The sequence below is a fragment of the Bacillus cereus group sp. MYBK245-2 genome (genome assembly GCF_051916145.1).
In the GTDB taxonomy this organism is placed as follows: Bacteria; Bacillota; Bacilli; order Bacillales; family Bacillaceae_G; genus Bacillus_A; species Bacillus_A pacificus.
The window spans coordinates 641,273-655,377 of record NZ_JBQAGB010000001.1; the positions used below are offsets into that span (position 1 = coordinate 641,273).

The following is a 14,105-nucleotide window of genomic DNA, read 5'->3' on the forward strand; positions in this document are numbered from 1 at the left end:
AACTAGTTTATAAATATAGTTAACATTAAATCTAAATGACTGTCAATTATTTTTAAATCAAGTAGTTCTTAAAAAAGAACAACCTATCATACGATAAGTTGCTCTACTTTCCATGTTGTATCTTTCCGATTTCTAAAATAATCTCTTCATCCTTTTTTCCTTCTGTATCAATTCCAAGTTGCTTCGCATGCTCAATTAATAAATCATGATGCTGCTCAAATCTAGCCTTATTTACTTCTTTCGCAACCTCTTCTTTTGTTTTTCCTTCCGTAGAAACCCCTAGTTTATCAGCTGCTTTTTCCATCGACTTCTTCTCTTCAGCTTCTTTCGCTTTCTTCACTTCTAACTGCTGTATTTGCTTTTGCTTCACCTGCTCTGATTCAGCTGCAAAAGCTGTGTAAATGCCAGCACTTCCGCCAATGACTAGTAAAGTGGTAAAAAGAATTATTTTTTTCTTCACTCTTTCCTCCCCTTTCAAATTCATTATAACGCACAATTTCATAGGATTAAAATCGTTCTCCTTTATTTCCCTAAAAAATCATTGAATATTTTTATTGACATGTGAGACGAATATATGATAAAAATTTAACTAACATCATATGAATCGGCATTGATAGGATTTAGTAGTATTTCGATTTCTGCTTTCAGAGAGCTGGTGGTCGGTGCGAACCAGTACAGAGCGAATTATGAATTACCCCCTGGAGCTTCTTTTACGAAACGTAAGGAGTAGTGAAAGACGGTTATAGACCGTTATATCTAAAGAGTGGTGAAACGACACTGTTTCACAATTTAGGGTGGTACCGCGAACTTTTCGTCCCTGCATATGTTGCAGGGGCGTTTTTATTTTATTAGCGCATACCATACGACCCTTTATTTTGTGATACATTCATTTCACAAGCTAGGGTGGTACCGCGATTTCTTCGTCCCTGCATAATTATATGCAGGGACGTTTTTTTATCCATTCATTTCCGTATCATATTAAAGAAACAACAATTACCGGTAATTTGTCACAAAATTCTAAAATTTAGAAGGAAATAAACAATATTGGCGAATTTTATATAAAAAAGAGCTATTTTAGATTACTTAGGAGGGGAAAACAATGGTTTCAAAAATTGAATCTGTTCTTTTAACAGTATTTATCTTTTTCTGCATTGGCTTTAGTGTTATTCAATTAGAAGTTTCACCACACATCCCAATTTTATTTGGTATCGTTTTTTTATTAGCATTTGGATTTATGAAAAAAATTGATTGGTCTACGATGGAAAAAGGAATGATAAGTAGTATTTCAGCTGGTATTCCATCTATTTTTATATTCTTACTTGTAGGCGTATTAATTAGTGTTTGGATCGCTGCTGGAACAATTCCAACTTTAATGGTATACGGCTTCCAGCTTGTATCCCCAAAAATTTTCATTCCAACTGTTTTTGTAGTTTGTGCAATTGTTGGAACAAGTATCGGTAGTGCCTTTACAACTGCCGCAACTGTAGGACTTGCCTTTATGGGCATGGGTAGTGCTCTCGGATACGATCCTGCCCTAATCGCTGGTGCAATTATTTCTGGTGCATTCTTTGGAGATAAAATGTCTCCTTTATCTGATACAACAAATTTAGCGCCAGCTGTAACGGGTGTAGATTTATTTGAGCATATTCGTAACATGCTTTGGACAACAGTTCCAGCTTTCATTATTGCTTTTATCGCATTTTTCATTTTAGGAAGCGGTACTAGTGGAGACGTTGACTTCACAAACTTCATTAGCACATTAGAGAAAAATGCAACGATTTCTATCGTTACACTTATTCCTATTTTATTACTGTTCCTATTCGCATTTAAAAAAGTTCCAGCAGTTCCAACATTACTTGCTGGAATTATAGTAGGGATCATTATCCTATTTATATTTAAACCTAGTACTTCTTTAACTGATTTAATGAAAATTATGCAAGACGGTTACGTTTCTAAAACTGGTATGAAAGATATTGATAGCTTATTATCTCGCGGTGGCCTGCAAAGTATGATGATGTCAATCGCTCTTATTTTCCTAGCTCTTTGTATGGGAGGATTATTACAAGGAATGGGTATTATTACGCAGCTAATGAATATCATCTCTAGCTTCGTAAAAACTAGCACACGCTTAATTATTTCTACTGCTTCAACTGCAATCGGTGTGAACTTCTTACTTGGTGAGCAGTACTTATCTATCGTTTTAACAGGACAAGCATTCGCTAATAAATATGATGAAGTCGGTTTAGAACGTCGTAATTTATCACGTGTATTAGAAGATGCAGGTACAGTTATTAACCCGCTCGTACCATGGGGAGTAAGTGGCGTGTTCTTATCGAACGTCCTTGGCGTTCCAACTTTTGATTACGTTCCATTCGCAATCTTCTGCTTAGCTTGTCCAGTTGTAACAATTATCGTCGGCTTTACTGGATTTGGCCTTTCATGGAAGAAGGAAAAAGCTGTAACACTTTCATAATATATCAAAAAGGATTACCTGAATCGGTAATCCTTTTTATATTTCTCCACTATCTATTTGCTTTCTTTCTTCTAAATAACAGAAGGAATCCTGCTCCAACAAACGCCAAACCTGCTCCAATTGTAGAAACAACACTTGTACCTGTTTTCGGTAAATCACGTTCTTCTTTCTTTTCACTTACAGTTGTTGTTTCTTTTGCGTTTTGATTATCCGTTGTAGTTTGTCCAGATCCTGTATTATTACCTTCATCTGTTGATGGTGTCGTTGGATTTTCTCCATTATTTCCTTCACCTGCTGGTGGTGTCGTTGGATTTTCTCCATTATTTCCTTCACTTGTTGGTGGTGTCGTTGGATTTTCTCCATTATTTCCTTCACCTGTTGGCGGTGTTGTTGGATTCTCTCCACCAGTTTCTTTATCATCATCGTTCTTCTTCGTTATATCAATTGCATATTTAGCAAATTCATTTTCAGATGGTCCAACATATGATATTTTTCCATCTTTCTTTATATACTTTTGTGCATTTGGTGAAGAATCGAATGTTGTATGTAATTTATCGGCAACAATCGGTTTAAACGTCCAATTTTTATCTGCTGCTGGATCAATAACTGGCGTTTCTTGCATATACTTCACAATGATTTGACGCGTTTCATCTTGTGATTGGTATACAACCTCCCCTTTGCTTACACCCGGGAACGTTTGGCTGCTTCCGCGATAGTTATTTGTAGCGACGATGAATTCTTGATTGTCAGCTACTGGCTTCCCTTCATATGTCATATTTACAATACGATTCGTATTTGCATTTACAACTTTTCCATCTTTATCGTATTTCGCCGGTTGTGTTACATCAATTTCGTATTTTAAGCCATCTAAAATATCGAAGTTATATGTAGGATAACCTATATTTACTAACGGCTGTTCTTCTGTTTTCTTTGGATCAATTTGATTAAACTGACCTGCAGACATTTCAAGCCATTCTTTTACTTGTGCCCCATTTACTTTTACAGCATATAACGTATTTGGATATACATATAAATCTGCCACGTTTTTAATTGCTAACGTTCCAGCTGGAATATCGGTATAATATGTAGCACCGTTTCGGCCACCTGCTTTAAATGGTGCTCCTGCAGATAAAACTGGAATTCCTTTATATTTGCTGTACTGCCCATTTTCAGCAAATAACTTTTCTACATACCATTTTTGTGCATTTGTCACAAGTTGTACAGAAGGATCATCTTGTACTAATGAGAAATAACTATTAATTGGCGCTGTCGTTTTTCCTACAGCAGTATTCACATAATCAATTGTCGCTTGGTGATCATCTTTAATTTCATTAACTAAATGTTGATCAGATTGTACGAGTGGGTTTCCTTTACTATCAGCAATCGGACGAAGTTGCGGCTTCGATTGCTCTTTTTGTACTTCCCATTTTCCATTTACTTTTTTCAATTGCATATCTATAATACCTAAGTTACTTCCAAAGACACCAGGCATTACAACTGGAACACCATTAAATACGTCCTTCACTTCAGTATGTGAATGTCCCATTAATACCGCATCTACACCAGGAACTTCTGTTAAATAATACGATGCGTTTTCCATGCCAACGTTGTATCCACTCTTATCAACACCTGAATGCGCTAGTGCAACGATAACATCGGCACCTTCTGCTTTCATTTTTGGCACCATTTTTTTCGCTGTTTCAACTATATCTTTTGCTTTCACTTTTCCTTCTAGATTTGCTTTATCCCAGTTCATAACTTGAGGTGGAACAAATCCCATTACGCCAATTTTCACTTTTTGTTTTTGACCTGATTCATCTTCTACTTCTTTTTCAAAAACATGATATGGTTTAAAGTAATTTTGATCATTCTCTTCATTATTATCTTTATCATCTTTATAGACGTTCGAGTTAATAACCGGGAATTCTGTTTTACTAATTACTTTGTTTAAATAATCTAAACCGTAGTTAAATTCATGATTCCCAAGAGAGATGACGTCATACTTCATTAAATTCATTAAACGATATAATGGGTGCGTATAACTAGGATCCACAGGCTTCTTCGGATCATTTATTTTATTCGCTACATAATCTCCAAGCGGTGTCCCTTGTAATGCATCCCCATCATCAAACAGGACAGAGTTCTTCGCTTCTTCACGCGCTTTATTCACAAGTGTTGCAGTTTGCACGAGACCTACTTTATTATCGGTTTTCGTTTGATAATAATCGTAATTCATTAAGTTAACGTGAATATCTGATGTTTCTAGAATTCGTAAGTTAACCGTACTCTCCCCAGTTTGCTCATCCGCATGAGCTGTTGCTGGCAATACTTGCGGCGCTATAACACCAATAGCAAGAGTTGCTCCAGCTAGCATTTTTTTTGACTTTTTCACAAAAAATCCCCCTTATACAATTACCAAAAATAATGAAATGAATCCGTCTCTAATTACATACCTTTTTTCTTCTATTGGAGATAAGATTTTCATTTCATCCTGCGCTAATGAGTAGTCCTCTTAAACGCTCGATTGGTGAGATTTTACTCATCGGGAAATAAAGCCCTACTAATTAAAATTTCACCTTATCTGACATTATCATATATAATGTACTTTCATATCGTCAATATTTTTTGACATACTTCTACAAATTTTCTGTAAAGTTATTGTAAACTTTTCATAAACATATAATATGCCCTTACATTGTTAATACTGCTGAATATGATACAATTACCAATTACAAGGAGGATGAATTTATGAAAAAAGTCATCTTAACAATTGTTTGTCTCCTCCTTCTAATCATTTCTTATTCTTATTTTGAAAAGAACGATGAGACAAAACAAAATGAACCCGAAGAAAAAACAGAAAAAACATCTACTCCAAGTTGGATTGATAAGCAAACAAACGATTCCTTCTATCATCTCGTACTAGGTGATTCGCTCGCCAAAGGATATGGATCGACACAAGGTGGATTTGCTGAATTAGCCTCTAAACAAATAGAAGCACAAATTCATAAACCAATTACTGTAGAAAACCTTGGGATAAACGGTCTTACAACCGATCGTCTCGCTAAAAAGGTTGACTCAGAAGATGTAAAGCAAAAAATTAGAGCAGCCAATATTATTACAATTAACATTGGGGGAAATAATTTGTTTCGCTTAAATCGTGATGTCGGTGTTATAGACGGTATTAAAATGTTAAATAAAGAAAAAGCTCATTTTGAAGCGGATGTAAAAAATATTGTAAAGACAGTCCGAGATCAAAATCCGGATGCTTTACTCATTCTTTCTGAACTTTATAACCCGTTACAACTCGATGACTCCATCGCAAGTTATGCAGATATGTTTTTAGATGGCTGGAATGAATCCGTTTATTCCATTGCAAAAGCGAATCAACCATCTATCGTTTTGCCAATTCGTAAATTAATATCGAATGATAAAAAAGAATTGCTCTTTGACCAAGTACACCCAAATGATAAAGGCTATACGATTATTGCCGATTCCTTTACAAAAAAAGTGTTGGCCTACAAATATTAAAATTCCCATGAAACAATTCTATTTTTATAACATGTCTTTTTTGTTACAATGAGAGTGGAAGGGGGCCTTTATATGGAATCACGCGAGTGGGAACGTATTGTTGATCATCTTCTTTCGCTAGTGCCTCTTTTTTATCGCAAATTTATGCTTCCTGGAGAATTTTCTTCTCAAAGACATATGCCGCCATCACATACACAAGTATTACTGCTTCTGCATGAAAATGGCACATTAGCAGTTTCCGAAATCGGCAAGCGGCTAGCGATTTCACGGCCTAACATGACACCTCTATTAAACAAACTGATTCAAGAAGAACTAATAGAGCGTCATTATAGCGAAAAAGATCGACGGGTCATTTTAATTTCCCTAACAGCTGAAGGGAAATTGTTAGTAAATCAGTATCAGCAATTCATTTTAGACAAATTAAAAGAAAATTTTCAAACGTTATCTGAGGAAGAACGTGAAAAGCTCATTCACTCTCTTCAAACCATTCAAAATTTAATTTTGAAAACAAACGCATAAAGCTGCTTCTAAATAGAAGCAGCTTTATGATTCGTAATAATTACCATAATATACATTTGAATATGGCCATGTCGTTAAATATGGTTTTTGATCTTGCGTAGGTTGTTGCGATGGTATTTGCGGTAATTGTTGTTGTCGGTATAATTCGTATTGCCTACTCGTATCATAAACCGGATAATAATTTACATATGGATATACTTGAGGTACGTAATAATAATACATTCATTCTCTCCTCCTTTTTCTTAAACATATTCAAAGGAGAAAATGAGTGTTACACTCTTTATATTTGCATGAGTGGTTCTCTCACTCTTTTCTTTCTGTTCTTTAAACGTAACTTACGGTTCTTTTCATATAAATAATGCACCACGAAATATGAAACTACACCAAACACAACCCCTAAAATCGTCATTCCAATTAATACATACACTTCACTCTGTAATAAGCTCTTTAATATCGTAAAAATGTGACTTGAAAACAAGTCCGATATCGTAAAGGGTTCATGATGTATTTTTTGTACATGAAATGGATAAATCATTTTCCCTAGCGCATACGCAAGCGGAAATAAAACTACTGGGAGAAACGATATTTTTCCAATAATATTGCCAATAACCGCAGCAGGAAAAGATCCCTTTGCTAACCTGACGATTGGATAAAATATTAAATAGACGAGCGATGCTGTATATATAACCAACATCTCTAAACCAAAACCAATCGCAAAACCTAACGATACTTTCTTCGCTCCTTCTGGTGATCGAAGCAACTTATAATATTGAAACTTTAATATTCTCCACATCCGCTGAAAAAACGAATATGTTTTCTTAGTTGTTTTCAAATTCATCATCTCTTTAACTATATTTTTTTATCTAGTATGTCCTTACATGATATGAAAAACAAATTTAGTTTACTCTTTTTATTATAAATGATATAAAGATGGTTAACCAAATATACATACGACATTTCAATATAAAAAAGCACACCTCCAGTTATTTACATCTAACAACTGAAGGTGTACATCCTTTAGGAAAGCTCTTCTACATTTTTAAATAAACTTACTAATAATGCTTTTTGCGCATGCAATCGATTACCGGCTTGCTCAAATACGATAGATTTTGGTCCATCTATAATTTCGCCTGTTACTTCTTCTTCACGATGGGCAGGTAAACAGTGTAAGAAACGATACGTTTGCTTCGCATGCTTAACAAGTTCTTTATTAATTTGGTATGGTTGAAATAAAGTATATTTCTCTTCTTCTCCCTCTTGCCCCATGCTCATCCAAACGTCAGTATAAATGAAATCTGCTTCACTCACCGCTAATTCAGGATTATGTAAAATTTCAATTTTCGCTCCTGTTTCTTCAGCAATCGCTAACGCTTTTTTTACAATCTTCTCATTCGGTTCATATCCTATAGGCGTTGCAACAGTCATATGCATTCCGACTTTTGCACTCGCTAACAACAATGAATGACATACATTATTTCCGTCACCGACGTAAGCCAATTTTATTCCTTTAAATGTATTTTTTTCTTCGTATATTGTCATTAAGTCTGCCAATGCTTGACAAGGATGATGATCGTCCGTTAAACCGTTAATTACAGGTATGCTCGATTCTTTCGCAAGCTCTTCTACATCCGCATGTGAGAATGTACGTATCATAATCCCGTCAATATACTGCGATAATACTTTCGCAGTATCTGGAACGGTTTCTCCTCTTCCCATTTGCATCTCTTTTCCACTTAAAAACATACCATGTCCCCCGAGCTGTACCATTCCTGCTTCAAAAGATACACGAGTACGAGTTGAATGCTTATCAAAGATAAGACCTAATATTTTGCCTTGCAGTAAAGGCTCTTGCTTATTCTTTTTTAAATATATTGCGAACTCAATTAAAGAAATAATTTCTTCTTTCGTTAATTCTTCTAGTGTTAAAAGATCTTTCGTATTTAATTTCGGTACTTGTACAGTTGACATGAAACTTCCCCCTTTATATAATTGATACGTTTTTTGTACAAACTACTTTTTTTATCATATATACTGCCTGTTCTAATTCTTCATTCGTCACAATAAGTGGTGGTAATAGTCTTATAACATTAGGCCCTGCTTGTAATACGAGAAGTCCCTCTTTTTCTAGTTGTTCTATAAAACTTGCAACTTCATGCGTACATTCAATTCCAACCATAAGCCCCTTACCACGTATATTTTGAATACATTCGACATGTTGTAATTCCTCTTGCAACTTCTGTAATACGTACTCGCCCTTTTCCTTTACTTCTTTTAAAAACGATGGTTTCTTAGTTATTTGCAATACTTCTTTCGCCGCAGCCATTGCAATATAATTCCCGCCAAACGTTGAACCATGTGATCCTGCAGTAAACGATGTTCCAAGTTCTTTCCTACCAATCATTGCTCCGACAGGAATCCCGTTTCCAAGTGCCTTTGCGACGGTAACGATATCAGGTTTTATTCCCATTTGTTCGTAAGCAAATAATGTCCCTGTTCTTCCGATCCCTGTTTGGACTTCGTCTATAATAAATAAGGACCCGAACTTCTTACATAATGCTTCAATCGCTTTCAAAAAAGATAGATCAGCAAGTATGACTCCTCCCTCTCCTTGAACAACTTCTATCATTACTGCCGCAACTTCTTCATTCATTACTTCCTCTAATGCCTTTATATCGTTAAAAGGCGTATGTAAAAAAGATGGAAGGAGCGGACCAAATCCTTCTTTCACTTTATTTTGCCCCGTCGCACTCATCGTTCCGAATGTTCTACCGTGAAAAGACTGCTTGCATGTTACGACGAGAGATTTTCCAGTATGCTTACGGGCTAACTTCAAAGCTGCTTCATTGGCCTCTGCCCCGCTATTACAGAAGAACACATAATCTAATGCTATGTTTTCTGTTAATAATGACGCGACTTCTTCTTGTAAGCTGTTTGTAAACAGGTTAGATATATGCCATATTTCATGCAGTTGCTCTTGTACAGCTTTCATAACAGTAGGGTGACAATGCCCTAAATTACATACGCCAATTCCCGATGTAAAATCTAAATATTGCTTACCGTTATGATCAATAACTTTCGTTCCTTTTCCCTTTACAAACTCACTCTTTCTTCTTCCATACGTTTGAAAAAGATGACTTGTCATGCAATACTCACACCCCTCGTTACCGTCGTTCCGATACACTCACCTGTAACCTCGGTAAAATCCTTCGTCCCATTTACGATACTAACCTTTTGCACTCCCATTTTTAATGATGCTAGTGCTGCCTGTACTTTCGGAATCATCCCACCGGTAATAACTCCTTTTTCTATTAAATTCACAATTTCAAATTCATCCGTTTTCTTTAGTAACTTTCCTTCATGTAATACCCCATCTACATCTGTAATAAAAATGAGCTCTTTTGCAGATAATGCAGCCGCAATTCCAGCTGCGGCGGTATCCGCATTTATGTTATAAATCTCATTATCATTTATGCCGACCGGAGCAATAACAGGAATATAATTCATATTTATTAATCCTTTTAGTAAGGCCGTTTCGACATAACTTACTTCTCCCACATATCCTATCTCCTCACTGACAGGTTGAACTTGAAGTAACTTGCCATCACACCCTGAGCAACCTACCGCATGTAAATTATGCTTTTGTAAATTCATTACAAGTTTTTTATTCGTACTTCCGCATAGCACCATTTGAACAATATCCATAACTTCTTTTGGTGTTACCCGTAATCCATCTTTTTTTTCTACGTTGATGTTACAATCTTTTAATTTGGCATCAATTTCTGGGCCACCGCCATGGACAATCACTACTTTATACTTCTGTTGCAATTTCTTTATACAATCAAAAAACACATCATGTAATTGATCCAACATACTACCGCCGCATTTCACTACAATATAATCGCTCATCTTCCCTCTCCTTATGTACGATAACAAGCGTTTATTTTCACATATTCATAGCTTAAGTCACAGCCCCAAGCTGATCCGGTCTCTTCTCCTAAATGTAAATACACATCAATCATAATTTCATGTTCTTGTAACCTCATTTCCATTTCCTCTTCAGAAAACATTTGAGGTTCACTATTTTTCAGCACTGCAATAGATTGAAGAGTAATATCAATTGTATTTGGGTTAATCGCGACTTCACTTTGTCCAATGCTACTAATAATTCGCCCCCAGTTTGGATCTTCACCATGTATTGCTGTTTTCACAAGACTCGAACCGACTATTTGCTTTGCAATTTTCTTTGCCTCTTCATTCGTTCGAGCTCCTAACACATTTACTTCTATTAACTTCGTAGCGCCCTCACCATCTTGTGCGATTTTTTTCGCTAAATCTTCACATACCTTCTGTAAAGCAAATACGAAAGTTTCCCAATCTGCATGTTCCATATTGATTGGTTTCGTTTCTGATAATCCACTTGCCATAACGATGACCATATCATTCGTAGAAGTATCTCCATCTACCGTAATTTGATTGAATGTATGATTCGTGATTTGTGATAATGCTGTTTGTAATACGTCATGCTCTATATGAGCGTCTGTCGTAATAAAACTTAGCATCGTTGCCATATTTGGATGAATCATCCCTGAACCTTTCGCAACACCAGCAATCAGCACCTTCTTCCCATCAATCACCATTTCATAGCAAGTTTCTTTCGTTATAAGATCCGTCGTTAAGATCGCTTCAGAAAAAGAATGAGCTTCCCTTTCTTCCTTCGCTGGGATAAGAGTAGCAATCCCATTTCGGATTATATCCATCGGCAGCGGAACACCAATTACACCTGTTGAAGCTACTGCAACATAATTTTCTTTCAATCCAAAATGTTCTGCTCCTAATGCACGCATCTCGTAAGCATCTTGTAATCCTTTCATTCCTGTACAAGCATTTGCATTTCCACTATTGACAATAATAGCTTGTAATTTCCCCTCAGTCGCTATACTATCCTTCGTTACTTGCAAGGGAGCTGCTTGTATTTGATTTGTTGTATAAACAGCGGCACATGATGCTGGTGTATCACAAACGATTGCCCCTAAATCCTTTTTCTCTTTTTTCAAACCAATTGCATTGCCAATGGCCGAGAAACCTTTTGGAGTTACAATCGAACCATTTTCTACTTTTGTAATAGACGCTACTTTAATCATCATGTCCCCCCTTATAGATAAAGCGGCATATGTTGTAAACCTGTTGTTTCTTCTAGTCCCGCTATTATGTTTGCATTTTGAATTGCTTGCCCAGCCGCACCTTTCATCATATTGTCTATAACAGAAACGACTGTCACTCTTCCTGTTCTTTCATCGTAAGCTATCCCCATATCACAATAATTTGAGCCCCTCACTTCTTTCGGACTTGGAAACTCTCCTTGCATGCGAATTCGAACAAAAGCCGATTGTTCATACGTTTCTTCATATAATTTTTGAAGTTGTTCTATTTCCATTTCTCGCTTTACTTTCGCATAAAGTGTAACCATAATCCCACGTGATATCGGTATTAAATGTGTACTAAACGTGATTGGCTTCGTTTCTCTATTCCATTCCGCGAGCATTTGCTCAATCTCAGGAACGTGTTGATGCTCATTTACTTTATAAATACGCAAGTTATCGTATAACTCAGGAAAGTGAGTCATCGTTGTTGGCGTTTTTCCTGCTCCAGATACTCCTGATTTCGCATCAATAATAATCGAATCTTCTTCAATTATGCCGCTACGAACTAATGGCAATGTCGCTAATAATGCAGCTGTAGCAAAACATCCCGGATTTGCAATTAAATTTGCATTTTGAACCTCGGACCTTTTCCATTCACTTAGCCCATATACAGCTTTACTAAGAATTTCTTCTTTTGCAGCTGCCCTTTTGTACCACTGTTCATATATGAAAGGATCTTTCATACGAAAGTCTCCAGATAGGTCAATTACTTTTAAACCTACTGCTAATAATTTTGGAGTTAACTCTGCTGATACTCCTGCCGGGGTTGCCAAAAATACAATTTCTGCTTCTTTCACTATTTCCTCCGCATCAATTTCTTGTAACGTATGAACAAGAACATTTTGAAAATGCGGATATACATTTGTTATACACTCGCCAACTTGTGAAAAAGAATGGAGAGATGCTATCGAAAAATATGGATGTTGTTCTAATAACCGAATTAACTCAATACCTCCATACCCAGTTGCTCCAATAATCGCGACTTTCATATGCTCCTCCTCATATCGATTCTTTAAATTAAGTATGATTATAATATTGTATATTTATAGAGTCAATTAAATATTTATAAATTTCATAAACTTAAAAAACTTAATTTTACTAGAAAAACAATATACACAACAGAATTTTTATACACAAATAGTGCATAGTAGTTTTTTTATTTCACTTCAAGTACAATAAAACAATACATACGTACATACAGGCGGGGAAAACATGAATGAAAAATTAATTGAGAAAATGATTATAAAAAGTTTTCAGCAATATCAATGTAATCCTATGTCAAATGAGGATCAGGAAATGCTTATTAAACATATTCAAACGATTATTCATTCAAATACTGAAATTGATGTATACGAGGCAGTTGAGGATATCGTTTACGATTATGTGACTGGAAAATAAAGTGAAACTTTAATCAGTGGGGGTTTTCTTCATCCCCCACTGATTATCAGCCCTCACCAATCGGACTTTTATGGGCAGTTGATCCCCCACCTAACTTCTTTGCTTTCGCTGAATTTTGAGGTGGGGGTCTTACTGCCCATTAAAGCGGGATAAAAAAATAGGAGATTTCCATATGGAAATCTCCTATTTTTTACTTAATGATTTGCCTGCTACGCGCTCAAATAAACCTGGGAATAAAGCATACAGTTTTGGACCAATGCCCATCCATTTCGGTAAGTTTACTTCACGCTTTTTCGTTTGCATCGCTTTTACAATTTGCTCTGCTACATATGTTGGTTTTAACATGTATCGTCCCATATTTTTCACATATGTACCGGATTGATCAGCTATTTCAAAAAAGTTTGTATCTATCGGACCTGGATTAATCGCTGTTACGAAAATATTTGTACTAGATAACTCCATGCGTAAACTATTCGTAAAGCCTAGTACTGCATGTTTCGTCGCTGCATACGCACTCGATTTCGGAGTTGCAATTTTCCCAGCAAGTGAAGCAACATTAATAATATGTCCTTCGTTTCTTTTCACCATATAAGGTAGTACCGCTTTCGTACAAGCTACTAATCCAAATACATTTACTTGGAACATATCTTTCACTTCATCCATTGACGCATCTTCAAACGTTTTAAAAATACCAAATCCTGCATTGTTTACTAATATATCAATACATCCTACCTCTTGTAATACTTTTGAAAAAACAGATTGTACTTCCGTCTCTTCACTTACATCTAATACATAATAATAGCAAGGCGTATTATAAGTTTCTTTAATTTTGTCTGCTAGCGCTTTTAATTTCTCTTCTGTTCTAGCTATTAATACTGGAGTCGCCCCCTGCTCTGCAACTTGCATTGCAACTTGCTCTCCAATTCCACTAGAAGCACCTGTAATGACGATTACTTTATTTTGTAAACGTCCCGTCATTGCTGTCA

14 protein-coding genes and 1 other annotated feature are annotated in these 14,105 nt (G+C 36.0%); of the genes, 4 read left to right on the forward strand and 10 right to left on the reverse strand.

From position 1 onward, the window contains the following. Nucleotides 1-103 precede the first annotated feature (103 nt). The gene (locus ACTFRN_RS03295; protein ID WP_124878163.1) at nucleotides 104-460 is read right to left on the reverse strand and encodes a hypothetical protein; all 357 of its coding nucleotides are present in this window, start codon (nucleotides 458-460) and stop codon (nucleotides 104-106) included. A 141-nt stretch (nucleotides 461-601) separates the two neighbouring features. Next, nucleotides 602-822: a binding site (T-box leader), on the forward strand. Between the two features lie 277 nt (nucleotides 823-1,099). Here ACTFRN_RS03295 and nhaC point away from each other — a divergent pair. Next, nucleotides 1,100-2,473 (forward strand): Na+/H+ antiporter NhaC, encoded by a 1,374-nt coding sequence (nhaC, locus tag ACTFRN_RS03300; protein ID WP_000253749.1) that lies wholly within the window; start codon nucleotides 1,100-1,102, stop codon nucleotides 2,471-2,473. 49 nt (nucleotides 2,474-2,522) lie between these two features. Here nhaC and cpdB read toward each other — a convergent pair whose 3' ends face one another. Continuing rightward, entirely contained in the window at nucleotides 2,523-4,865 is a 2,343-nt protein-coding gene (gene cpdB / locus ACTFRN_RS03305; protein ID WP_074567426.1) for a bifunctional 2',3'-cyclic-nucleotide 2'-phosphodiesterase/3'-nucleotidase, read from the reverse strand. Between the two features lie 356 nt (nucleotides 4,866-5,221). Between cpdB and ACTFRN_RS03310 the strand changes: the two genes are divergently transcribed. After that, on the forward strand, nucleotides 5,222-6,001 hold the full coding sequence (locus ACTFRN_RS03310) for a GDSL-type esterase/lipase family protein (RefSeq protein WP_000755835.1): 780 nt from the start codon (nucleotides 5,222-5,224) through the stop codon (nucleotides 5,999-6,001). A 72-nt stretch (nucleotides 6,002-6,073) separates the two neighbouring features. Then, nucleotides 6,074-6,520 (forward strand): MarR family winged helix-turn-helix transcriptional regulator, encoded by a 447-nt coding sequence (locus tag ACTFRN_RS03315; protein WP_000445817.1) that lies wholly within the window; start codon nucleotides 6,074-6,076, stop codon nucleotides 6,518-6,520. Between the two features lie 24 nt (nucleotides 6,521-6,544). On the opposite strand, the gene ACTFRN_RS03320 is transcribed toward ACTFRN_RS03315, so the two are convergent. From ACTFRN_RS03320 to argC, 7 genes are all read right to left on the reverse strand, one after another. Continuing rightward, complete coding sequence (locus ACTFRN_RS03320) at nucleotides 6,545-6,742, reverse strand: hypothetical protein (RefSeq protein ID WP_000291952.1); 198 nt, start codon at nucleotides 6,740-6,742, stop codon at nucleotides 6,545-6,547. Between the two features lie 58 nt (nucleotides 6,743-6,800). Continuing rightward, nucleotides 6,801-7,361 carry a DUF2062 domain-containing protein gene (locus ACTFRN_RS03325; protein WP_014893525.1) on the reverse strand — a complete coding sequence of 187 codons (561 nt, stop codon included), beginning with the start codon at nucleotides 7,359-7,361 and terminating at the stop codon, nucleotides 6,801-6,803. A gap of 176 nt (nucleotides 7,362-7,537) precedes the next feature. Further along, on the reverse strand, nucleotides 7,538-8,488 hold the full coding sequence (argF, locus tag ACTFRN_RS03330; protein ID WP_000108855.1) for an ornithine carbamoyltransferase: 951 nt from the start codon (nucleotides 8,486-8,488) through the stop codon (nucleotides 7,538-7,540). Between the two features lie 13 nt (nucleotides 8,489-8,501). Continuing rightward, nucleotides 8,502-9,662, reverse strand: coding sequence for an acetylornithine transaminase (argD, locus tag ACTFRN_RS03335; RefSeq protein ID WP_000200519.1), 1,161 nt, complete (start codon nucleotides 9,660-9,662; stop codon nucleotides 8,502-8,504). Continuing rightward, nucleotides 9,659-10,426 (reverse strand): acetylglutamate kinase, encoded by a 768-nt coding sequence (argB, locus tag ACTFRN_RS03340; RefSeq protein WP_049112185.1) that lies wholly within the window; start codon nucleotides 10,424-10,426, stop codon nucleotides 9,659-9,661. Before argB ends, argD begins: the two co-directional genes overlap by 4 nt. A gap of 11 nt (nucleotides 10,427-10,437) precedes the next feature. Then, on the reverse strand, nucleotides 10,438-11,661 hold the full coding sequence (gene argJ, locus ACTFRN_RS03345; protein WP_000598419.1) for a bifunctional glutamate N-acetyltransferase/amino-acid acetyltransferase ArgJ: 1,224 nt from the start codon (nucleotides 11,659-11,661) through the stop codon (nucleotides 10,438-10,440). A gap of 11 nt (nucleotides 11,662-11,672) precedes the next feature. Continuing rightward, a complete protein-coding gene (argC, locus tag ACTFRN_RS03350; protein WP_000861216.1) occupies nucleotides 11,673-12,710 on the reverse strand; it encodes an N-acetyl-gamma-glutamyl-phosphate reductase in 1,038 nt (345 codons plus the stop codon). A gap of 223 nt (nucleotides 12,711-12,933) precedes the next feature. Here argC and ACTFRN_RS03355 point away from each other — a divergent pair, with 223 nt between their 5' ends. Beyond that, nucleotides 12,934-13,119: a YqzH family protein gene (locus ACTFRN_RS03355; protein ID WP_001003210.1), complete on the forward strand. Its 186-nt coding sequence runs from the start codon at nucleotides 12,934-12,936 to the stop codon at nucleotides 13,117-13,119. Nucleotides 13,120-13,302: 183 nt separating this feature from the next. Here the strand turns inward: ACTFRN_RS03355 and ACTFRN_RS03360 are convergent, their stop codons facing one another. Then, nucleotides 13,303-14,097 carry an SDR family oxidoreductase gene (locus ACTFRN_RS03360; protein WP_049112521.1) on the reverse strand — a complete coding sequence of 265 codons (795 nt, stop codon included), beginning with the start codon at nucleotides 14,095-14,097 and terminating at the stop codon, nucleotides 13,303-13,305. Nucleotides 14,098-14,105: the final 8 nt, after the last annotated feature.

Coding starts and splice junctions, on each gene's coding strand:
- nhaC (WP_000253749.1), top strand. CDS start 1,100: ATGGTTTCAAAAATTGAATCTGTTCTTTTAACAGTATTTATCTTTTTC.
- ACTFRN_RS03310 (WP_000755835.1), top strand. CDS start 5,222: ATGAAAAAAGTCATCTTAACAATTGTTTGTCTCCTCCTTCTAATCATT.
- ACTFRN_RS03315 (WP_000445817.1), top strand. CDS start 6,074: ATGGAATCACGCGAGTGGGAACGTATTGTTGATCATCTTCTTTCGCTA.
- ACTFRN_RS03320 (WP_000291952.1), bottom strand. CDS start 6,742: ATGTATTATTATTACGTACCTCAAGTATATCCATATGTAAATTATTAT.
- ACTFRN_RS03325 (WP_014893525.1), bottom strand. CDS start 7,361: ATGATGAATTTGAAAACAACTAAGAAAACATATTCGTTTTTTCAGCGG.
- argF (WP_000108855.1), bottom strand. CDS start 8,488: ATGTCAACTGTACAAGTACCGAAATTAAATACGAAAGATCTTTTAACA.
- argD (WP_000200519.1), bottom strand. CDS start 9,662: ATGACAAGTCATCTTTTTCAAACGTATGGAAGAAGAAAGAGTGAGTTT.
- argB (WP_049112185.1), bottom strand. CDS start 10,426: ATGAGCGATTATATTGTAGTGAAATGCGGCGGTAGTATGTTGGATCAA.
- argJ (WP_000598419.1), bottom strand. CDS start 11,661: ATGATTAAAGTAGCGTCTATTACAAAAGTAGAAAATGGTTCGATTGTA.
- argC (WP_000861216.1), bottom strand. CDS start 12,710: ATGAAAGTCGCGATTATTGGAGCAACTGGGTATGGAGGTATTGAGTTA.
- ACTFRN_RS03355 (WP_001003210.1), top strand. CDS start 12,934: ATGAATGAAAAATTAATTGAGAAAATGATTATAAAAAGTTTTCAGCAA.
- ACTFRN_RS03360 (WP_049112521.1), bottom strand. CDS start 14,097: ATGACGGGACGTTTACAAAATAAAGTAATCGTCATTACAGGTGCTTCT.